General features: G+C 63.8%; 18 protein-coding genes. 11 read left to right on the forward strand and 7 right to left on the reverse strand.

What is annotated here, in order from left to right:
* The first annotated feature begins 25 nt into the window (after positions 1-25).
* The 3 genes from dapB to P273_RS0105550 all read left to right on the forward strand — a co-directional run bounded on the left by dapB (position 26) and on the right by P273_RS0105550 (position 3,629).
* Positions 26-763, forward strand: coding sequence for a 4-hydroxy-tetrahydrodipicolinate reductase (gene dapB / locus P273_RS0105540; protein ID WP_024627479.1), 738 nt, complete (start codon positions 26-28; stop codon positions 761-763).
* Positions 764-803: 40 nt separating this feature from the next.
* Entirely contained in the window at positions 804-1,709 is a 906-nt protein-coding gene (gene dapA / locus P273_RS0105545; RefSeq protein ID WP_024627480.1) for a 4-hydroxy-tetrahydrodipicolinate synthase, read from the forward strand.
* A 66-nt stretch (positions 1,710-1,775) separates the two neighbouring features.
* A complete protein-coding gene (locus P273_RS0105550) occupies positions 1,776-3,629 on the forward strand; it encodes a ribonuclease J (protein WP_024627481.1) in 1,854 nt (617 codons plus the stop codon).
* A gap of 87 nt (positions 3,630-3,716) precedes the next feature.
* Here the strand turns inward: P273_RS0105550 and P273_RS0105555 are convergent, their stop codons facing one another.
* Entirely contained in the window at positions 3,717-4,784 is a 1,068-nt protein-coding gene (locus P273_RS0105555; RefSeq protein WP_024627482.1) for a 2,3-butanediol dehydrogenase, read from the reverse strand.
* A 115-nt stretch (positions 4,785-4,899) separates the two neighbouring features.
* Entirely contained in the window at positions 4,900-5,697 is a 798-nt protein-coding gene (locus P273_RS0105560) for a hypothetical protein (protein WP_024627483.1), read from the reverse strand.
* Between the two features lie 174 nt (positions 5,698-5,871).
* Here P273_RS0105560 and pepN point away from each other — a divergent pair, with 174 nt between their 5' ends.
* The 3 genes from pepN (at position 5,872) to P273_RS0105575 (ending at position 10,645) form a co-directional block, all read left to right on the forward strand.
* Entirely contained in the window at positions 5,872-8,487 is a 2,616-nt protein-coding gene (pepN, locus tag P273_RS0105565) for an aminopeptidase N (RefSeq protein WP_024627484.1), read from the forward strand.
* A gap of 97 nt (positions 8,488-8,584) precedes the next feature.
* On the forward strand, positions 8,585-9,961 hold the full coding sequence (gene glmM, locus P273_RS0105570; protein WP_024627485.1) for a phosphoglucosamine mutase: 1,377 nt from the start codon (positions 8,585-8,587) through the stop codon (positions 9,959-9,961).
* A gap of 30 nt (positions 9,962-9,991) precedes the next feature.
* Entirely contained in the window at positions 9,992-10,645 is a 654-nt protein-coding gene (locus P273_RS0105575) for a peptide deformylase (RefSeq protein ID WP_024627486.1), read from the forward strand.
* Between the two features lie 14 nt (positions 10,646-10,659).
* Here the strand turns inward: P273_RS0105575 and P273_RS0105580 are convergent, their stop codons facing one another.
* Positions 10,660-11,343 carry an SOS response-associated peptidase gene (locus P273_RS0105580; RefSeq protein WP_024627487.1) on the reverse strand — a complete coding sequence of 228 codons (684 nt, stop codon included), beginning with the start codon at positions 11,341-11,343 and terminating at the stop codon, positions 10,660-10,662.
* 226 nt (positions 11,344-11,569) lie between these two features.
* On the opposite strand from P273_RS0105580, the gene P273_RS0105585 reads away from it, so the two are divergent.
* Complete coding sequence (locus P273_RS0105585; RefSeq protein ID WP_052323105.1) at positions 11,570-12,688, forward strand: zinc-binding dehydrogenase; 1,119 nt, start codon at positions 11,570-11,572, stop codon at positions 12,686-12,688.
* A 114-nt stretch (positions 12,689-12,802) separates the two neighbouring features.
* On the opposite strand, the gene P273_RS0105590 is transcribed toward P273_RS0105585, so the two are convergent.
* Together P273_RS0105590 and P273_RS0105595 are read right to left on the reverse strand one after the other, a co-directional pair.
* Positions 12,803-13,933, reverse strand: a complete 1,131-nt coding sequence (locus tag P273_RS0105590; RefSeq protein WP_024627489.1) for a glycerate kinase — start codon at positions 13,931-13,933, stop codon at positions 12,803-12,805.
* 281 nt (positions 13,934-14,214) lie between these two features.
* Positions 14,215-14,952 (reverse strand): DUF4391 domain-containing protein, encoded by a 738-nt coding sequence (locus P273_RS0105595; RefSeq protein WP_024627490.1) that lies wholly within the window; start codon positions 14,950-14,952, stop codon positions 14,215-14,217.
* A gap of 147 nt (positions 14,953-15,099) precedes the next feature.
* On the opposite strand from P273_RS0105595, the gene P273_RS0105600 reads away from it, so the two are divergent.
* Together P273_RS0105600 and P273_RS0105605 are read left to right on the forward strand one after the other, a co-directional pair.
* Complete coding sequence (locus P273_RS0105600) at positions 15,100-16,137, forward strand: alpha/beta hydrolase (protein ID WP_024627491.1); 1,038 nt, start codon at positions 15,100-15,102, stop codon at positions 16,135-16,137.
* A gap of 113 nt (positions 16,138-16,250) precedes the next feature.
* Entirely contained in the window at positions 16,251-16,454 is a 204-nt protein-coding gene (locus tag P273_RS0105605; RefSeq protein ID WP_024627492.1) for a hypothetical protein, read from the forward strand.
* Between the two features lie 63 nt (positions 16,455-16,517).
* Here P273_RS0105605 and P273_RS0105610 read toward each other — a convergent pair whose 3' ends face one another.
* The gene (locus tag P273_RS0105610; RefSeq protein ID WP_024627493.1) at positions 16,518-17,888 is read right to left on the reverse strand and encodes a sugar porter family MFS transporter; all 1,371 of its coding nucleotides are present in this window, start codon (positions 17,886-17,888) and stop codon (positions 16,518-16,520) included.
* Positions 17,889-18,208: 320 nt separating this feature from the next.
* On the opposite strand from P273_RS0105610, the gene P273_RS0105615 reads away from it, so the two are divergent.
* Both P273_RS0105615 and P273_RS0105620 read left to right on the forward strand, forming a co-directional pair.
* Complete coding sequence (locus tag P273_RS0105615) at positions 18,209-19,165, forward strand: nucleoside hydrolase (protein ID WP_024627494.1); 957 nt, start codon at positions 18,209-18,211, stop codon at positions 19,163-19,165.
* Between the two features lie 51 nt (positions 19,166-19,216).
* Positions 19,217-20,605 carry an MFS transporter gene (locus P273_RS0105620; RefSeq protein WP_024627495.1) on the forward strand — a complete coding sequence of 463 codons (1,389 nt, stop codon included), beginning with the start codon at positions 19,217-19,219 and terminating at the stop codon, positions 20,603-20,605.
* A 199-nt stretch (positions 20,606-20,804) separates the two neighbouring features.
* Here the strand turns inward: P273_RS0105620 and P273_RS0105625 are convergent.
* Positions 20,805-21,566 (reverse strand): hypothetical protein (locus tag P273_RS0105625; RefSeq protein WP_024627496.1); only part of this gene is annotated, 762 nt, incomplete at its 5' end.

A 21,566-nucleotide genomic window follows, 5' to 3' on the forward strand; every position in this document is an offset into this window, starting at 1 on the left:
TAAACAGTTAAGAAGGAGGCAGCCGATGATCCGCGTATCGGTGCTGGGCGCAGGCGGACGCATGGGAACCGAGGTGGTGCGTGCTCTCAAGGGCGCGCAGGATATGCAGACGGCCCTGTTGCTGGGGCCGGATGACGATCCGTCGTCCATCAATCCGAGCAATACGGATGTGGCGGTCGACTTCACCAGCCCCGATGCCGTCCTGGGCAACACCCTGACCCTGATAGGGCAGGGGGTCCATTCCGTCATCGGCACCACCGGATGGACCAAGGAGCGCCTGGACCAGGTCAGGCAGGCCCTGGACGGGCATCCCGGACTCAGCGTCTTCATTGCTCCCAACTTCGCCATCTCCGCAGTGCTGGCCGACCGGTTCGCAGCCATGGCGGCCCGCTACTTCGAGTCGGCCGAGGTGGTCGAGCTGCACCATCCCGACAAGGTTGATGCCCCCTCTGGCACGGCTCTGGGGACCGCTTCCGCCATCGCTGAAGCCCGCCGTCAGGCTGGGATGGGTCCCATGCCCGACGCGACCCAGCAGGCTGATGCTTCCAGAGGCCGGGTGGTTGACGGTGTCCATGTCCATGCCGTCCGGCTGCGGGGCCTGAACGCCCACGAGGAGATCCTCATGGGCAACCCCGGCGAGCAGCTGACCATCCGCGCGGACAGCTTCGAGCGTGTCTCCTTTATGCCCGGAGTTCTCCTGGCCGTGCGCCGTGCTGGAAGCATTCCAGGACTGACCGTGGGCCTGGACCACTACCTGTTCTGATATCCGCAAGAGCGTCCCCATCTGCAAGTAGCGTGAAGATATGACTGAGACCGTTACCCATCTGCTTCCTTCTGCACCCTTCGGACGGGTGATCCCCGCCATGATCACGCCTATGAATAAGGACGGATCCGTGGATTACGAGGCTGCCGCCAATCTGGCCCGCACCTTGGTGGCCGATGGGGCCGACGGCATTCTGGTCAACGGCACCACAGGCGAGTCTCCCGTCACCCATATGGAGGAAAAGGTCAACCTGGTCAGGGCCGTCAAGGATGCTGTCGATGTGCCCGTCATCTCCGGAGCTGGCTCCAATGACACAGCGCACACGGTACGCATGGTGGAGATGACCCAGGAGGCCGGGGCCGATGCCCTGCTGGTGGTCATGCCCTACTACTCGCGGCCCTCCCAGGACGGGGTGGTGGCCCACTTCCGCTCGGTCTGCCAGTCGGCTCAGCGACCGATCATTCTCTACGATGTGCCCGGACGGACCGGACTGCACGTCGAGCTGGACACCTACCGGCGGCTGGCTGAGCTGGATGGGATCGCAGCCGTCAAGGATGCCACGGGCGACCTGGTCTCCATGACCCGCAAGCGCCAGGAGACCGGCCTGACCTGGTATTCAGGCGACGACGGGCTCTATCTGCCTTTCCTTGCCCTGGGCGCGGTCGGCGTCATCTCGGTCATCGCTCATGTGGCATCCGGGCCCATGAAGCGTCTGGCCGACGACTTCGATGCCGGCGATCTGAATGGCGCAAGGGAACTGGCCGCACGTCTGGATCCGCTGGTCCAGGCTCTGAACGGTCAGGGTCAGCAGGCCGTCATGGCCAAGGCCGCTCTGAAGGTGGCAGGCAGACTGGATCAGACGGCCATGAGGCTGCCCAATCTAGGTCCCGATGAGGACCAGGTGGCTCTCGCCCGCAAGGGAATGAAGGCCGCGGGGCTGATCTGAATCAGTCCTGAAAGCAACGTCGCCCCTGTATAGGCAGGGGCACAGATGATAGAAACACAAGTGACAATGGCAAGAAAACAAGAAGAATCAAACACGACCGGCAAGAGCAGAAATCGTCGGTCCTCCTCCAAGAACGGCAAGCAGGGGTCAGGCAGGTCCCGGGGCGAATCCCGCAGCCGTCGCAATGGCGCCATCGCCCGCGGCAAGGGCACTCAGACTGAGCAGCGTCTGGTGGCGCCCCCCAAGTACCGCAAGGGCTCCATGCGCATCGTTCCCCTGGGTGGCCTAGGCGAGATCGGCCGGAACATGAATGTGATCGAGTACAACGGCCACATCCTGCTGATAGACTGCGGCGTGCTCTTCCCCGAGGAGGAGCAGCCGGGCGTGGACCTGATTCTGCCCGACTTCAGCTACATCAAGGACAAGCTGGACCAAGTGGACGCCCTGGTGCTGACCCACGGGCATGAGGACCATATCGGCGGTGTGCCCTATCTGCTCAAGCTGCGTCCGGACATCCCCCTGATCGGCTCCAAGCTCACCCTGGGATTCGTCGATGCCAAGTGCGAGGAGCACCATCTCAAGCCCACCGAGGTGGAGGTCAAGGGCCGTGACAAGCTCAAGGTAGGCCCCTTCAACCTGGAGTTCGTGGCGGTCACCCACTCCATTCCTGACGCCCTGGCCGTCTCGGTGCGCACTCCGGCGGGTCATATCATCGACACCGGCGACATGAAGATCGACCCGTTGCCTCTGGACCACAGGCTGACCGACCTGCGCGAGTTCGCCAAGCTGGGCGAGTCCGGCGTGGACCTGCTCATGGTCGATTCAACCAACGCCGAGGTCCCCGGCTTCGTCAAGCCCGAGATCTCCATCGCCCCCGCCCTGGACAAGGCCTTCGCCGAGGCGCAGCGCAAGATCATCGTGGCCTCCTTCTCCAGCCACGTCCACCGTGTGCAGCAGGTGGTCGACGCCGCCCACAAGTTCGGCCGCAAGGTGGTCTTCGCCGGCCGGTCCATGGTCCGCAACATGTCCATCGCCTCCGACCTGGGCTACCTGCACCTGCCCGAGGACACCGTGGTCGACCTCAAGGATGCCCACAGCATTCCCGATGAGAAGATCGTCTACATGTGCACCGGGTCCCAGGGCGAGCCCATGGCGGCTCTGGGCCGCATCGCCGACGGGACCCACCGTGACATCACCATCAACGAGTTCGACACAGTCATCCTGGCCAGTTCGCTGATCCCCGGCAACGAGCATGAGGTCTACAAGGTCATCAACAAGCTGGTGCGCCTGGGCGCCAAGGTGGTCAACCGCGACAACGCGGCCATCCACGTCTCCGGCCACTCCGACGAGGGCGAGCTCCTGCACTTCTACAACATCGTGCAGCCCAAGTGCGCCATGCCCATCCACGGCGAGAACCGGCACCTGGTGGCCAATGGGCTGATTGCCGTCAAGACCGGCGTGGATCCGCAGAACGTGGTCCTGGCCGAGGACGGCGACGTGGTGGACCTCTACCATGGCCAGGCCGCTGTGGTCGGATCCGTGCCCTGCGGATACGTCTATGTGGACGGCGACTCCGTGGGCCAGCTGACCGACGACGAGCTGGAGCAGCGCCGGATTCTGGGCACCGAGGGCTTCGTCTCCGCCTTCGCCGTGGTCGACACCGAGACCAGCAAGGTCGTCTCCGGCCCCAAGCTCTACCTGAACGCCGTGGCCGAGGACGAGAGCGAGTTCAAGTCCATCAACGCCCAGATTGTCGATCAGCTTGAGGACGCCATGTCCAAGGGAACCACCGGCACCTACCAGCTCCAGCAGATGATGCGCCGCACCCTGGGCGGCTGGATCTCTCGCAAGCTGCACCGCCGGCCCATGATCGTGCCCGTGGTAGCCGACATCGCCACCGACGTGCAGCCGCAGGACTGACGCCACTGCCCGCATACTGATACCGAAGGCTCCGGTCGCCCAGATGGACGGCCGGAGCCTTCAGTGTTATCAGTAAATAGGGAGCGTTTACATGCTCACGATGATCTTGACGTGGTTTTCCGCGTCCTCACGCAGCTGGCGGAACCCCTTGTCCACGATGTCCTCGACCTTGATCCGGTCGGTGATGAAGGTGGACAGATCGATGTTCCGGTCATGGATGAGCTTGATGGCGTCAGGATGGTCGTTGGCGTATCCCATGGTACCGCGGATGAACTTCTCGCCGAAGCCCAGCTCCTTGGTCAAGTTCAGCGTAATGGGCTTGCCATGCAGGGCTACGACCATGAGCCCGCCAGTGGCCTTCAGGGCCTCCAAAAGCTGGTGGTCGACCGGTTCGGCTCCAGCTGCATCGAAGGCCAGATCAGCCCCGGCTTCGTCGGTCTCCTGGCGGACCCGCTCCGCCAGATCCTCCTTGCTGGGATCGACCACAATGTCGGCCGAATGGGACTGCAGGGCCTTCTCCTTACGAGCCGAGGAGAGCTCGGACATGATCACCCGGACTCCCTTCGCCCGCAGGATGGTGCCGATGAGCAATCCTACGGGCCCGGCGCCGCCGACCACTGCGGTCTGTCCTTCGTGGGGATCCATGGCGCGGATGGCGTGATGGGCCACAGCGAAGGGCTCGATCATGGCAGCCTGGTCCAGAGGGATGTCGCCCACGGGAAAGACGTGCTCTGCCGGAACCACGATGTGCTCGCTGAGTCCGCCGCCGCCTCCGTTGATGCCGATGCCGGCCAGCTTGTCGCAGTCATTGTAGTTGCCGGCCTTGCAGGCTGGGCATTCGCCGCAGGCGATTTCGGCCTCGACTACCACCGAGTCGCCCACCTTCATGTCAGTGTGCACGTCGTCGGCGATGGCCTCGACGGTACCAGAGATCTCATGGCCGAAAACCACCGGCAGGGTCTCTCCCGTCAGGGGATGGGGATGGTCGGGCGAATTGCCTCCCCCGTTGACTGCTCCGTCGTAGTACAGATGGACATCGGAACCGCAAATGCCAGTGAAGGCGGGGTGGATCTTGATGGTCCCGGGTTTGAGCTCAGGCTCGGGCACGTCCTCCAGACGCACATCTTCCTTGCCGTAGTACATCAACGCTTTCATATCGTATATCCTCTCTGATATGCGTATAGATCCTGCACGGACGCAGTTGAACACCCAACATGACATCCTTGCTGGTGGGTGACGCTCCTTCGTTGGAGACCACCTGATTCCCATATTACCGCTGATATGCAGCCCCAGTAATGGGAGTTTCAGTAAGGACCTCGCCGCCCTGGTCGAAGTCGAAGTCGCCCAGCCAGTGTCCGAACCTGCTGGGCCCCTTGCCGCACCAGACCACACAGGCGCTGCGGTCGGCCTGACCGCTCAGCAGACGGTTGGCGGTTCCGGTCACCCTGTCGTTGCCCAGACGGTAGTCAAGGAACTTGCCGTCCCCGTAGTGACGGGCCACCCGCTGACGCTGCTCCTGGTCCAGCACCCGCCATGGGTCGGCGGCGCAGAAGACCCTGGCGGGCAGGTCCTGCTCCGCCGCCTGGATCAGGGCCAGGCCGCCGCCCAGGCTATGCCCGGTAAAGAGGACTCCGCGTTCGGTTCCCGCCTTGCGTCGGGCCAGGTCAAGCGCCTGCTTGGCCAGGATGCCTGCCTGCTGTGTCTGTCCTGGTTCCCCGTTCAGCGGCGGCAGGAAGCAGGTCAGCGCGGCGTGGATGTCATGGCGAGGGTCGTCACGCAGGTTGGTGCCCGCATAGACCACGATCAAATGGGCGTAGTCCGGACCGTTCTCCAGGCCCTGGGCGGCGATCATCCCTTCGAAGCCGTTTTCGGGGCAGTAGCGGGATCGCAGCACCCAGTAGCTGCCCAGGGCCGGATCCTCGAACCAGTGCAGCCCCGGCCGGGTCTTGGCATCCCCTCGACCAATCCCGTAGGAATACTGGCAGAGCATGTTGAGCTGCTGTGTGGTAAACCCGGTCCGGACCTGCATGGCGTTCCCTTTCTGCCAGACTCGTGAGGCATCGAGCATGACCAACCGCCTTTAGGCCCGACTATTCCCGTCTGGACTGCGCCGTGAGAAAAGAGGGAAACCGTCCTGCTGGCCCGTCGGCTGGTGCCCGCATTAGACTTGACATGCCATATCCATACAGGACCTATGCCGATGCCGGTGGGGGCACCGACATCCATGCGCGAAAGGAAATTCATGCCCGGAGCAAATCTGACTCGTGTGGAAGCCGAAGAGCGAGCCGTCGTCGTATCCAATGTCAGCTACAAGGTCAATCTGGACCTGACCAAGGGGCCTGCCACCTTCCCCTCCACGGCCCTGATCGACTTCGATGCCCGGCCGGGGGAGTCCACCTTTGTGGACCTGATCGCCGACCAGGTCAGCCTGATCGAGCTCAACGGCCAGCGTCTGGACCCGGCCCTGGCCTTCCGGGACGACCGGATTGAGCTTAACGACCTGCGCGAGCACAACCAGCTGCGGGTGGAGGCCCTCTGCCGTTATTCGCGGACAGGCGAGGGGCTGCATCGCAGCGTGGACCCCTCGGATGGCAACGTCTACCTCTACTCCCAGTTCGAGGTGCCCGACGCTCGCAGGGTCTACGCGGTCTTCGACCAGCCTGACATCAAGGCGGTCTTCGACTTCACCGTGGATGCCCCTGCATCCTGGACGGTCCTGTCCAACATGCCTCCAGCCTCCCATCAGGACCTGGACAGCCGCACCGCCGAGGGAACCCTGGAGGGCGGCCGCACCGAGGGCGTGACCCGCTGGGTCTTCCAGACCACCCCGGTCATGAGCTCCTACCTGACCGCCTTCGCCGCCGGACCCTATGCCCAGTGGACCAGCGAGTATCAGAACGAGGATGGGCGGACCATCCCCATGGGCCTGTACTGCCGCCAGGCGCTGAAGGACTCCCTTGACGGGGATGCCGAGTACCTCTTCGACGTGACCAAGAAGGGCTTCGCCTTCTACGCCAAGACCTGGGACCTGCCCTTCCCCTGGGCCAAGTACGACCAGATCTTCGTACCCGAATACAATGCGGGCGCCATGGAGAACATCGGCCTGGTCACCTTCCGCGACTCCTACGTCTTCGAGTCCAAGGCCACCGGCGCCCAGATCAACCGCCGCGTGGAGACCGTCCTGCACGAGCTGGCCCACATGTGGTTCGGCGACCTGGTGACCATGAAGTGGTGGAACGACCTGTGGCTGAACGAGTCCTTCGCCGAGTTCATGTCAACCCTGGCCACCGCCGAGGCCACCGAGTGGACCGACGACTGGGCCACCTTCTGCTCCGGCGAGAAGAGCTGGGCCCTGACCGAGGATCAGCTGCCTACCACCCACCCCGTGGTGGCCCCCATCCGCGACCTGCACGACACCGAGGTCAACTTCGACGGCATCACCTATGCCAAGGGCGGTTCCGTCTTGAAGCAGCTGGTTGCCTATGTGGGCCGTGAGCGCTTCTTCCAGGGCATCCACAACTATCTGACGGCCCATGCCCACGGCAACGCCACCCTGAAGGATCTGCTGACCGAGCTGGAGAAGACCAGCGGCCGCGACCTGGGCAACTGGTCCCGGCTCTGGCTTGAGGAGGCCGGCATCACCACGCTGACCAGCCAGGTGCAGACCGACGAGCAGGGGACCATCACCGCCATGCGGATCGACCAGACCGCCCCCGAGGAGCATCCGGTCCTGCGGCCGCATCGCCTGGCTGTGGGCTTCTATGACGAGGACCAGTCCGGCAAGGTGGTGCGGACAGACCGGTTCGAGCTGGATCTGGAGGGCCAGGGAGCCGAAGTGCCCCAGGCTGTCGGCAGGAAGCGTCCGGCCCTGATCCTGATCAACGACGATGACCTGACCTATGCCAAGCTGCGCCTGGACCAGGACTCCTTGGAGTATGCCACGCAGAACCTGTACCGGATCGAGGATCGCCTGGCCCGGGCCGTGGTCTGGCTCAGCCTGTGGGACATGACCCGGGATGCGCAGTTCCCTGCTGAGCGCTTCATCAGCCTGAGCCTGAAGGCCCTGGCCACCGAGCACCAGTCCACCACCTTCCGCTACGCCCTGTCGCAGATTTCCACGGCCGCCCACCACTTCACCGCCTCCCGTCGCCGCCAGCCCATGCTGCAGCTGGTGGCCGGCACCCTCTGGGACCTGGCCATGAAGGCCCAGCCGGGTTCCGACGAGCAGTTCCAGCTGGTCCGCGCCTACCTGGGCTATGGGGACGACGCCGACTTCGAGGATCACGCCCGCGGTCTGCTGAGCGGCGACCTGAAGCTGGAGGGGCTGACCATCGACAACAACACCCGCTGGCTGATCGTCCACGCCCTGTCCGCCCACGACCTGCTGGCTGACGGCGAGATCGACCGGGAGCTGGCCGCTCGAGACACCACTGAGAACCGCGAGTTCGCCATGGGCGCCCGGGCCGCCCGCCCGACGGCTGAGGCCAAGGCCTGGGCCTGGGATCAGGCCCTGCACAACGAGGATCTGACCAACTCGCAGATCGAAGCTGTGGCCGACGGCTTCTCCGGCTCGGGGGACCAGGAGCTCTTCGCACCCTACGTGGACCGCTTCTTCGCAGCCGTGGACGAGGTCTGGACCCAGAAGACCTTCCACATCGCGGAGACCCTGCTCAACCCCCTGTCTGCAGGCGGACTCTACCCGTCCAAGGCCGATCCGGCCGCCCTGGTCAAGGCGGGCGATGCCTGGCTGGCCGACCACGCCGAGGCTCCCAAGGCCCTGCGCGGGATGATCATCCAGAACACGGAGTCCTCCAGGCGCATCCTCAAGGTCCGCGAATACAACGAGCGCCTGCGCTGAACACCCTGCCCGCCCCGATCCGAGTGGCGACGGGTCAGGGGCGGGGCCATAATGAATCTGTCGCCTGTATGCAGAATGGTAGGTTCGGAGGAGAGCAATGCCCAGATTATTCGGTACCGATGGTGTACGCGGTTTAGCCAATAGAGACCTGACTGCACAGCTGGCCTTGGATCTGGGCGATGCAGCGGTCCGTGTCCTAGGTCGTGGCGCGGATCGGTCCGCTGGCCGCCGACGGGCCCTGATCGGTCGCGACACCCGGGTCTCCGGGGACTTTCTGGCATCGGCCCTGGCTGCCGGTATGTCATCAGGCGGCTTCGACGTGATCGATGTGGGCATCATCCCCACTCCGGGCATCGCCTACCTGACCAGCGTGCTGAACGTGGAGATGGGTGCGGTCATCTCCGCCTCACACAATCCCATGCCCGACAACGGCATCAAGTTCTTCGCCCGGGGCGGCTTCAAGCTCCAGGATTCCAAGGAGGACGACATCGAAGCGGTCCTGGGCCAGGACTGGGAGCGCCCGGTGGGCGAGGGCGTGGGCCGCGTCTCCCATGACACAGTGACCGCCACCAACATGTACATTGACCACCTTGTTGAAGCAGTTGCCCCTGTCGCCCCCGACAAAACCCAGACCAAGCCCCTGGACGGTCTGCGGATCGTGGCCGACTGCGCCAACGGAGCCACCTCGGTGGTGGCCCCCGAGGCCCTGCGCCGGGCCGGGGCGGACGTGGTAGTCATCAACGCCTCGCCTGACGGCTACAACATCAACAAGCACGCCGGATCCACCCATCCCGAGCAGTTGCAGGCCATGGTCCGGGCCTCGGATGCGGTCATGGGCGTGGCCTTCGATGGGGATGCCGACCGCTGTCTGGCGGTGGACGAAGAGGGTCACATGGTCAACGGCGATCAGATCATGGGCATCCTGGCTCGTGCTAAGCAGCGCGAGGGGAAGCTGGCCAACGACACCCTGGTGGTCACTGTCATGAGCAACCTGGGACTCAAGCTGGCCCTGAAGCAGATGGGCATCGTCACCGTCCAGACGGCTGTGGGCGACCGCTACGTCCTGGAGGAGATGCTGCGCGGGGGCTATACCTTGGGCGGCGAGCAGTCCGGGCACGTCATCAACCGGGAGTTCGCCACCACCGGCGACGGGACCCTGACGGCCCTGACCCTGGCCAAGGAGGTTGTGCGCTCGGGCAAGAGCCTCAAGGAGCTGGCCGCCGACTTCCCCCAGCTGCCCCAGCAGCTGATCAACGTGTCCGGTGTGGACAAGAACGCGGCCCGCACCAATGCCAAGGTCCAGGATGCGGTCGAGGCGGAGGAGCGGATGCTGGGCAGCACCGGCCGGGTCCTGCTGCGGCCATCGGGCACCGAACCCCTGGTCAGGGTCATGGTCGAGGCGGCCACCCAGGAGCAGGCCGACCAGGTCTGCCAGCGGCTGGCGTCGGTCGTGGCCGACGAGCTGGCCATCTGAACCGAAGACCCAGGAAAGGCGGAATCATCCATGTTTGGCCGAAAGGCGGCCTTCGACGCCGATCTCAACTACCGGGTGGAATCCATGCTGGCCAAGGCCGGCAAAGAAGAGCTCCTGCCCATCGTGCAGATGGGCGAGCCCGTCCTGCGCCAGCAGGCCCAGCCCTACCAGGGTCAGCTGGCAGCCAAGACTCTGAACAGGCTGCTCAAGGCCATGCGCACCACCATGCTTGAGGCCCCGGGCGTAGGGCTGGCAGCACCTCAGGTGGGACTGGGCCTGGCCATCGCGGTCATCGAGGACCATGTCCGCGACGACGAGGATGATCCGCGCCAGATCCAAGAACTGCCCTTCAGAGTCATCATCAACCCCTCCTATGAACCTATCGGGCAGGAGGCCGCATCCTTCTACGAGGGGTGCCTGTCCCTGGAAGGATTCCAGGCGGTTCGGCGTCGCTGGCTGGACATCACGGCCAGCTGGGAGGATCGTTCCGGGCGCAAGCACCGCCATCGCATGCACGGCTGGCCTGCCCGCATCTTCCAGCATGAGACCGACCATCTGTCGGGTGAGGTCTACATCGACAAAGCCGAGATTCGCAGCCTGTCCTCCGACGACAACCTGAGCGAGTACTGGGCCTACGACCCGGTCCCCACCGAGGCGGCGCGGGAGCTGGGCTTCACCATCTGAATTCCAGGAACCTTCTAAATTTTCTTGACTCTCTGGTCCAGGGCTATGTCCTCGGTCAGTTCCGGTCCATCTCCCCTCAGGGGCGCCACCGGGTGCATGGTCAGTGTCCCAGAGGCATGACGGCCAGGCTCCACAGCCTTGGGCAGGATTTCCTTGCCCTCCATGCCTGGGTCCAGCCAGGAGTCCAGGTTTTCATCAGTGATCAGCAGAGGCATCCGATCATGCACCCGGGCGGCCTCAGGCGTGGCTTGTGTCGTCAGGATGGTGGCCGTCAGCAGCCAGGGTTGGCCAGGTCTGGCACGCCACCAGGAGTAGAGGCCGGCGATGCTCAGGGTGTGGCCGTCCGGAGCCTGGAAGTAGTAGGGCTGGTGGTCAGGTGTCCACTCGTAGTAGCCGCTGGCCGGAATGATGGCCCTCTGACTCCTGGCTGAGTCCGCGTAGGTCCGCTTGGTCAGGGCGCTCTCCACTCGGGCGTTGTGGGTGGGGTAGGCCATCTGATCGCTGTCCGACCAGGAGGGGACCAGGTTCCAGCGGGCCGTATGCAGGTGCCGCTGTCCATGTCGGTCCTGGGCCACCAGGGCGATGGCCGATCCGGGACTGATGTTCCATGAGGGCTTGGGCAGTCCCGGAGCCTGCCGGGCACCATAGTGCTCGGCCAGGCTGGAGTAGTCTAGGTCAGCCGCGAATCGTCCACACATGAAGCCCATTCTATGGATGCTTGGAGCCCCCGTCGAGGAAACGCCGGAGGCCTCTTCCCGAGCCAGTCTAAATGCTGATTGACCCCTCTTTCCTGCTAGCATGAAAGTGGTCTGCGGCAGCGGTGCATACATTGAGGATGACCGTGGCCACAGCGCAGTGTTCAACATTGTTTTTTGCCCTGCCTGGCATGAGGCCGGTGGCGGCATGGTGATTAGGAGATGGTTTATGCCTCAGAAGATCAAGGCGTCGATTGCCTATGGCATCGGCAAGGGCTTTGCCCAGCCCGAGGAGATCATTATTGACGACCCTATTGGCGCGGAGGTCCTGGTGGATGTGCAGGCCTCGGGTCTGTGCCATTCGGATCTGCATCTGGTCGAAGATGACGACAAGTTCTTCCCCTTCCCGGCCGTGATCGGCCATGAGATCTCGGGCATCGTCGAGGCCGTGGGCCCCGAGGTGTCCGGCATCAAGGTGGGCGACCACGTGGTGGCCTCCCTGGAGCAGGTCTGCGGACACTGCGCCAACTGCCTGAAGGGCCAGCCCCAGTCCTGCACTCAGCAGCAGGAGTGCGTGCGCGGCGCGGGCGAGAAGCCCCGCCTGTCCTTCCCCGACGGCCGGCCCATCACTCAGGCCTTCGGCACCGGCGGTTTCGCCGAGAAGGCCCTGATTCACGAGAACCAGCTGGCCGTGGTCAACAACCAGGTCAAGTGGGATGAGGCCGCCTGCATCGGTTGCGCCACCATCACCGGAGCAGGAGCGGCCATCAACACCGCCCATGTGCGCCCCGGCGACACCGTGGCCGTTATCGGTACCGGCGGCATCGGCCTGAACATCATTTCGGGAGCCCGGATTTGCGGCGCCAAGCGGATCATTGCCATCGACCTGCTGGACAACAAGCTGGAGTTCGCCCGCAAGTTCGGCGCTACCGACGTGATCAACTCCAAGAACGAGGACCCTGTGGCCAAGGTGCGCGAGCTGACTGACGGAGGCGTGGATCAGGCCTTCGAGGCCATCGGTCTGCCCGTCACCATGAAGCAGGCCTGGGACATGCTGGGCGTGGGCGGCACCGCCTACCCGATCGGCCTGACCAAGCCGGATGCCACGGTCTCGTTGGAGATCAACCCAGCTGACCTGCTGGTTCACCAGCGCGGCTTCAAGGGCGTGTGGATGGGCTCCACCAACATCAAGCACGACATCCCCATGTATGCCGACTTCGCTGTGGACGGACGGCTGAACATGCATGACATCGTCAGCCAGCACATCAAGCTGAGCCAGATCGACGAGGCCTACAAGCAGCTGGTCAACGGCGAGGTCATCCGTTCGGTCATCACCGAATTCGACTGATCCCTTCCAACTTAACGGCATGACTGCTGAAGGTTATGCCGAACAGATTACAGGGGCTCCGGGTGCGCAAGGCATCCGGAGCCCCTTTGTTGTTCTGCTGATCCGAGAGCCGGATCAGGCCAGGAGCCTGCCGATGTTCTCGGCCACTGCCGCGAGATTGTCGTCAGCCTTGGCCATGGCATCCTCAAGGCTGACGGCCCCGGGGCTGATGCTGAAGATGGCGTCGATGCCCGCCTTGTAGAGCTCTTCGGTTCCTGCGCCCACGCTGCCCGCCAGGGCGACGACCTTGCAGCCGGGGGAGGACTCCTTGACAGCCTGGGCTGTGCCCATGGGGGTCTTGCCGAAACCGGTCTGGAAGTCGATGCCGCCCTCGCCGGTGAAGCAGAGGTCGGCGCCGCGGGCCAGTTCCTTGAGGTGGGTGGTCTCCACGACAATATTGACGCCCGAGGCCATGACGGCAGGAGTGAAGGCCAGGAATCCTGCGCCCAGACCTCCGGCGGCCCCTGCGCCCGGTTTGGTCTCCACTTCACGGTGCAGGTCCTTGCGGATGACGGCTGCATAATGGGCCAGGGCCGCATCCAGCGTGGCGACCATGGATGGGTCAGCCCCCTTTTGCGGGCCGAAGACGGCCGCGGCTCCTTCGGGGCCGGTCAAAGGATTGGTCACGTCCGAGGCCAAGCGAATGCGTGTGCTTGCCAGCCTGGGATCCAGCCCGGAGACATCGATCCGCTCCAGCCGGGCCAATGCTGCTCCTCCCTGGGGCAGCTCACGTCCCTCGTCGTCCAGGAGCCGGGCACCCAGGGCCTGGGCCATGCCGGCGCCGCCGTCGTTAGTGGCCGAGCCGCCCAGACCGACGATGATCTCCTGTGCGCCCTGGTTAAGGGTCTTGCTGATCAGCTCGCCTGTACCGTAGGTGGTGGTGAGCATCGGATCGCGGGTCTGTTCGTTGACGAACTGGATGCCGCTGGCCGCAGCCATCTCGATGGCGGCCGTATGTCCGTCGCCCAGGATGCCGTAACTGGCGGTGACGGTCTGGCCTAGGGGTCCGGTGACCTGGGTCTGGATCATATGGCCTTGAGTGGCATCGACCAGGGCCTGGACCGTGCCCTCGCCGCCGTCGGCCATGGGCACCAGGACCGTTTCGGCCTTGAGGGGGCTGCGTCGCAATCCGCGTTCGATGGCCTCTGCAGCCTCCTTGGCGGTCAGGCTGCCCTTGAAGGAGTCGGGTGCGATGATGATTTTCATGAGTGTCACCTTTCCTGACTCGTCGCTTCGGAAGACCAGATAGACCAGCATGGCCACCAGAGTCATAGTAAGGCCTACCCGCAATTCAAGGGGGGCCGCCCCCACCGTGCTTGCCCAGGTCAGGTTCATGGACTTGGTGAGGGAGCTGCTGCCCAGGATGACGCTTGTGGAAGTGGCAGTGACCATGAGGATGCCGGCGATGGGTGACAGCATGGGTTCGGGCACGACCATGGAGCAGATGAGGTTTACGATCCGCTTGGGCAGGTATGGACTAGGTCAGACTAGGCCTGGCTCGGCCCTGCAGCTTCCGCTGCCTGGTTATCGGCGGAAAGCTGTTTCAGCTCGGCACGGACCTTTTGGAGCTTGGCAAAGGCTGTGTTGCGGTCCTGGGTGGTTTTGGCCCGGCTATGGTCTCCGGTCAGCTTGGCCTCCTGGGCCTTGAGCAGTTCGATGCGCTCGCGGACGGCGAGTCGGCTGTCCAGATCCGTACCGTCAGTCTGGTCCAGGGTCACCTGGGCGCACAGGCTGTCCCAGAGCTGGTCCATATCGTCGCCGACCAGGGTCAGACTGGTCTGATCGGCAGGACGGGGCCTGCCCAAGTGGAGCGTATGCCTGGTCTCATGACCGGCCTTGGTCGGCAGGGCCCGGCGCACAGCCGGTGTGCAGACGAGACCCTCTTCACCCTGGTGAATGGTGATGAAAACCATGCCTGAGGAGCGCATGGCAGCGATGTGTTCCAGCACATCCTCCGGCACATCGGGGGTCTTCAGCCCGATGGCCATGACCAGCACCTCATGGCAGTGTGCGCCATCCTTTACAGGGATGGTCCCGGGCCGCAGCAGGGCCAGCATGACGATCTTGTCGACGCTGGTGGAGAAGTGCTGACGCAGCCGTGAGGAGACGGGCGGTCGCGTGGTGAAAGCCCTTATGGGCAGTTCGCCCTTGGCTGCCGGAATGGCGGTGGTGGGCGGCAGGCCCAGGGAGAGCGCGGACACGCCTTCGTAAGTTGCGATTGTCATCCTTGGCCTTTCTGTCGCTGTTTCCGTTATTCTACCGGCAGGAGTGCGATCAGGGGCAGGAGTGTCCGTCTGCCGGCAAGGTATATTGGCTGTAAACCCAAAAGACCGGATGCGAGGAGCTGTGCGGGTTGGAGTGATGAGGACTGAATGATGAGCAAGGATGCAGAGATGACGGTAACCGACGAGGAACGCGAACTGCTAGAGGGCTGGACCGAGGTCGACGGCGACCTGGAGGGCTGCAGTCCGGATATGGTTCGGGCCGTTCTGGGCTCCCGGCTGACCTTCGGGCGCATGGATGCTCCCCGCTCCCGTCACTGGCAGGTGCCCGAGGGGGTGGACTGCCTGAACGACATCGCCTATGTGGACGACGGTTTGCGCGCGCACAAGCTGGATCTGTACCTGCCTCATGATGCCCTGCTGCGCAACGGCAGGGTGACCCCGGTCTACATCGACATCCACGGCGGCGGGTTCATGTACGGCTACAAGGAGCTCAACCGGAACTTCTGCACCCACCTGGCCAAGCGTGGCTTCGCGGTCTTCTCCGTCAACTACCGGCTGATCCCCAGCACGGACTTCATGGGGCAGCTGTCTGACGTGCTGACGGCCCTGACCTGGATTAAGCACCATCTGGACGAGTATCCTGTCTCGCCCGACCGGATCTTTCTAACGGGAGACTCGGCTGGAGGCACCCTGGCCCTTTATACGTTGGCCGTCGAGTCCGATGATCAATTCGCGCAAAGGCTGGGGCTGAAGCCTGCCGGGCTGCGGCCTCGGGGCGCTGCCTTGGTTTCAGGCCTGCTCGATCTGACTCCTTACTTATCGGTGAATCCGGAAGACTTCCATCCGACTGGTTCACCCACCGATGCCTTGACCATGGTTGCTCCATCCTTCTTCAGAAGCTTCGTGCAGGCTGGGGGTGACCAGGTGGCCGACCTGACGACGATGGTCGATATGGTTCACCTGCCGCCGGTATTCCTGAACACCAGCGCCGACGACTTCCTGCAGGGCGACGCGCTCAAGATGGCCGAGATCCTGTGCAGGAAGGGCCGCGACTTCGAGCTGCACGACCTGAGGCCCAACCGTCTGCAGACCCTGGGACACGTCTATCCGGTGGCCATGACCTGGCTGGAGGAGAGCCGACAGGCCCTGGACCAGATCCACGATTTCTCCTACGACCTGATTTGAGCCTCTGTGCGCGCCCGGTTCATCCGCTCGCTGGCTATGATGGGAGGAGAAAGGTGGGCATCGATGGCGCAAGGCCCCCGGTGTCTGCACCGCCGCTTACAGAGGAGTGATTCATGGACGAGAAGACCTTGGTAGAGAAGCTAGGCAACCTGGAGACCATCGACCAGCTGGTTGATCTGTCCAAGGAGATCGGCCAGCCCCTGTCATACAACGACGCGGACCAGCTCTTCGGCAGGATCAACCAGTGCAAGAATGACGTCGCACAGCTGGGCGGCGACACCATCGCCAAGCTGGCCAAGAAGGCCTTCAACATCTGAGGCATCAGAATCTGAGGTATCAGATTCCATAAGGGCGGGCCGTTGTCCGGTTCCGCCCTCTTTTCATGCCCGAGCCCGGGCCTCCTGCTCGATCTGGGCCAGGCTCTTGCCTCGGGTCTCGGGCACCATGATCCAGGCGAACACCAGGGCGCACACATTGATCAGGGCGAAGAGCAGGTAGGTGCCGGTGCCGCCCAGCCGGGCCAGCAGGGTGGGGAAGACCAGGGAGAGCCCGAAGTTGGTCAGGTTCATGGCCACGTTGGCGTAGCCCATGCCGCGGCTCTTGATCTGCTGGGGGAAGATCTCGGACAGGAGCAGCCAGGTGACCGGGGCCACCAGGCCCTGGACGAAGACCACGTAGATCATCATCATGCCGATCATGATCCAGGCGGCCGTTCGTGACCCGCTACCCGGGGCGCCGACGAACCGGTAGCAGACCCCGATAGCGGCCAGGAAGACGATGGTGCCTGCAAGTCCCGCAGCCAGAATGACGCGGCGGTCGAAGCGGTCGATCAGTCCCAGCCCTCCGATGGTGGCCGCTACGGCGGAGACCAGGATGACGGGGACGGTGGCCACCATGGACAGGGAGGGGTCGAAGCCCAGGGTGTCAGTGAAGATGGTCGGCGCGTAATAGTTGACGATGTTCAGTCCGGTCAGCTGGTTGATCATGGCCACGCCGATGCCCACGATCAGCACCCGCCGGAGCCAGGGGGCCTTGAAGCTGGGGGTCTTCGCGCTCGCCGGCTGCGACAGCTCCTGCATGGTCACCCGGGCCTCTGTCTGGTCGCGGGTGGACTGAAGGAAGGCTGCTGCCTGGTCCGGCTCGCCTCGGCGGATCAGGTGGGCCGGGCTGTCATGCAGGAAGCAGGCCAGCAGGGCCAGCAGGATGGCCGGCGGCACGAGGGCCCAGAGCATGGTCCGCCAGTCGGCACCCATCCGGTCCAGGATGGCGTTGACGCTGACTGCCAGCAGCTGCCAGACCACGATCATGACCGAGTTGACCGAAACCACCCGTCCGCGTTCCGCCGTGCCGACCATGTCGGCCAGGTAGATGGGCACGATGGTCGAGGTCATGCCGATGCCGGCTCCGATGATCAATCTGCCCAGTCCCAGCAGGGCCAGGCTGGGGGCCAGGGCGCTCAGCAGGGCTCCCGGGATGGCCAGCAGGGCCCCGGCCAGGATGATGTGCTTGGGGCCGAAGCGGTCGTTGAACTTGCCTGCCAGGTAGGATCCCAGCGCGGCGCCTATCAGCAGGGCCGAGGTGACCATGCCCTGTTCGCCGGCCGTCAGGTGTCCGCCCGAGCCGGAGCCCAGGTTCATGCCGATCAGCGCTCCGGAGATGACGGTCAATGTATAGCCGTAGAGGCCGCCTGCCAGTACGCCCAGGGCGGTCATCAGTTGCAGATTGCGCCGCCGTCCTTGGATTGCAGCCATGGGCTCCCCTTTCGCCTGTTCATCCGGGCTGAATCAGAGTCATCATAGGCACCTGGGGGAGCGGTCCGTCGATCCGGCTCGCCATTGTGGACAGGGCAATCGGCCGGAAAACCAGCTGTTGGATTCGCTATCTGGATTCGTCATCCGGGCCCTGGTCGCCGGCTAGATGAACATTTGAGGATATTGTCCACGACTTGCGCATGTCATGGGCAGCGAAACTGCTCAATTTCGCATATGATAAACAAGCATTCACCACAAGGACATCGTGGATGCATACGGCCATGGTTCCATACAGCCATGGCAATGAAAGGAAACATTGTATGCGCAAGCTGATTCTGGATCTGGACACTGGTGTCGACGACACTCTGGCTATCTCCTATGCCCTGGGCAGCCCCGAAGTTGAGCTGATCGGCATAACCGGAACCTATGGCAACGTGCTGCTGGAGCAGGGCATCCGCAACGACCTGGCCATCACCGATCTGCTGGGCCACCCCGAGGTCAAGGTCTACCCGGGCCTGTCCCACGCCTCCAAGGCGGACTCTTTCCAGGTGCTGCCTGTCTCCGCCTTCATCCACGGACAGAACGGCATCGGCGACGTGGCCATTCCCGACTCGGATCGCAAGGCGGAGACGGAGTCGGCCGTGGACTTCATCATCGATGCGGTCAACACCTATGGCAAGGATCTGGTCTACGTGCCCACCGGCCCCATGACCAACATCGCCGCCGCCCTGGCCAAGGAGCCTGACATCGCCCAGCGCATCGGCTCCATCGTGCTCATGGGCGGGGCCTTGACCGTGCCGGGCAATGTGGACGCCTGGCAGGAGGCCAACATCTCCCAGGATCCGGACGCGGCCGACGTGCTCTTCCGCTCCGGCGCGCCCGTGACCATGGTCGGCCTGGACGTGACCCTGCAGACCCTGCTGACCTACAAGGAGACCGCCCGCTGGCGGCAGCTGGGCACCGCGGCAGGCAACTTCCTGGCGGACATGACCGACTTCTACATCAAGGCCTACGAGACCACCTCGCCCCACCTGGGTGGCTGCGGCCTGCACGATCCGCTGGCCGTGGCCGTGGCCGTGGACCCGACCCTGGTCACCACCCTGCCCATGAACATGAAGGTGGAGACCGAAGGCGCCACTCGCGGGCGCACCATCGGCGACGAGCAGCGGCTCAACGACCCCAACAAGACCATGCGCGTGGCCGTCGGCGTGGACGTGCCCCGCTTCCTGGACGAGTTCATGACCCGCATCACCAAGCTGGCCTCCCAGGCCGACTGAGGTCCGCCATCCCCGGCAAGTCCACGCAAGAGAAAGAGAATTGACGACATCATGTCCGAAAAGCAATCCACCGAGGATTCGACAGCCGTACGATCGCTGATCCTGCTGCTGATCACCTTCGTTCTGGGAACCCTGTGCCTGCAGGGCTTCAACCTGGTCTTCCAGCAGGTCGGCAAGGACGCTGGCGCTCCAGACCAGGCCTCGCTGATCACGGCCCTGCCCAGCATCGTCCTGGGCATCGTCTGCTTCATCTACGGTTCCCTGGGCGACTTCGTATCCCTGCGCAAGCTGGTCACCTTCGGCCTGTGCATACTGTTCGTCGGGTCCGTGTACGGATACGTGGCCAACACGATCATGGCCCCCAACATCTGGAATGTGATCGCGGCCCGGCTGCTGCAGACTGCCGGCGAGCAGGTGGCTGGCTCGGCCTACCTGGTCGTGGCCACCAAGTATCTCAAGCCCTCCCTGAAAGTGATCTTCTTCGGCATCTTCACGGCAGGATACCAGGTGTCTGCAGCCATCGGCATCTTCGCCGCCGGTCTGCTCAGCTCCATAGCCTGGCAGTACCTCTTCCTGATTCCCGCGGTCACCATCGTCTTCCTGCCCATCCTGCTCAAGAGCCTGCCCACCGGCGGCGGCAACGGCGAGAAGGTGGACTGGCTGGGCTTCGTCATCTTCGGACTGGCCACGGCCCTGCTGACTCTCTTCTTCTCTTACACGGCCTGGTGGCTGCTGGCGGCCTCCGCTGTCTGCTACCTGATCTTCGCCGTGTACATCAGCCGGGCCAAGAGCCCCTTCATCACCCCGGACTTCTTCCGCAACAAGCGCTGGCTGATGGGCATCGGGCTGATCCTGATCTTCTACTTCATGAACTACTGCATGTCGCCCATCTTCAACGCCATTGGCCGTGACGTCTACAAGGTGTCGACCACCACGGTCTCCCTGCATGTGGTCTGGGCCTTCCTGGTGGCCGCCGTGCTGGGCACCACCTCGGGCGCCATCGTGGACAGGATCGGCCGCAAGCCTGCCATCATCATCGCCGCCTGCCTGATGATCCTGGGCTTCGCAGGGACGGCTCTGGTGGTCAACTCCGGCCTGCTGGCCCTGACGCTGACCGCCTGCGTCTACTATGCCGGGGTCGGTCTGATGTATTCGCCCATCGTCTCCACCGTGCTGGACACCCTGCCCCAGGACCAGTCGGGCCGCGGCGTGGGCATGAACGATCTGGTCATGAACGTGACCGGCTCCATCGGCATCGCCATCATCGGTGGTCTGATGGGCAAGCCCAGCCTGGAGGGCTTCAGCATCATGGGTGCCACTGGCCCGGCTGCCAACTACAGCAACCTGTTGCTGATCGGGGCTGCGGTGTCCCTGCTGGGTCTGGTTGTGTATTTGGCCTGCAAGAAGACCATCTACGCCACGACTGCTGACCAGCAGTAGAACAGTTGTAGTCGACCGTCCGGGCGCGGCAAGAGGAGCTGCTTCCTCTGTCGCGTTCGGACGGTCGATTGATATGTGTGGTGGGGGCGCGGGAGGGAAGTGTCGGCTCTCTTGGGGATGAGCCTTAAGTGACACGTTTCCTCCCTGCTCCCCCTAGAAGGGCCAGGGGCGGGGGGATTAATTCGCCGCCCGGCCGCTCTTACTCGTGCGAAGCGTGAAGCAGTTGGTGTTGTTCCCTGCGGTGGCGGCGTGATGCCAGGACTCCGGTTATGCCGGTTATGCCGGTGGCCAGGGCGAGCAGGATGCCTTCCCCTCCGGCTTTGGGGAGTACGCCTGCTGGCAGGTACGTGTACCTGAGGGAGGTGTCCGGTGTTTGGGGTGCGCCGCCTATCGTGTAGTCCACGCTGACGGTGACTGTGCCCGGCGCGTGTGCGGGCGTGAGCACGGTGACGCTGCTGCCGTCGCCGCGCGTCAGGCCTGATACTGCCTTGCCGTCGAACCAGACGCCGGTGATCACCAGCTGCAGGTTGAACGACACCGGCACAGGAACCTTCGCTTCTTTGGTGGTGTCGTTGCCGAGCTGGCCATTGTAGTTGTATCCCCATGCCCAGGCGTTCCCGTCGCTGCCCATGGCCAGAGAAAAATGGTATCCGGCTATCACCTGTGCGGCTTTCAGCCCTTTGCTTGCGTTAGTGGGGCTGGCGGGGTCGCGCACACGCACGGGAATATACGAATCACCGGGCTTATTGTTGCCGAGGTTACTACCCGTATTGCATCCCCATGCGTAGGCGTTTCCGTCGCTGCCCAGGGCCAGTGAATGATCGCCTCCGGCGCTGACCTGCACGTAGGTGAAAGACGTAGGTTTGCCGACGGGCGGCTTGACTTTGACCGGCGTGGTCCTGGTGCTGTTGAACGTCCCGTCGCCGAGCCCGCCATACATGTTGTTTCCCCATGCGTAGGC

This window comes from Bifidobacterium sp. A11, assembly GCF_000499185.1.
Taxonomy (GTDB): Bacteria; Actinomycetota; Actinomycetes; order Actinomycetales; family Bifidobacteriaceae; genus Bombiscardovia; species Bombiscardovia mizhiensis.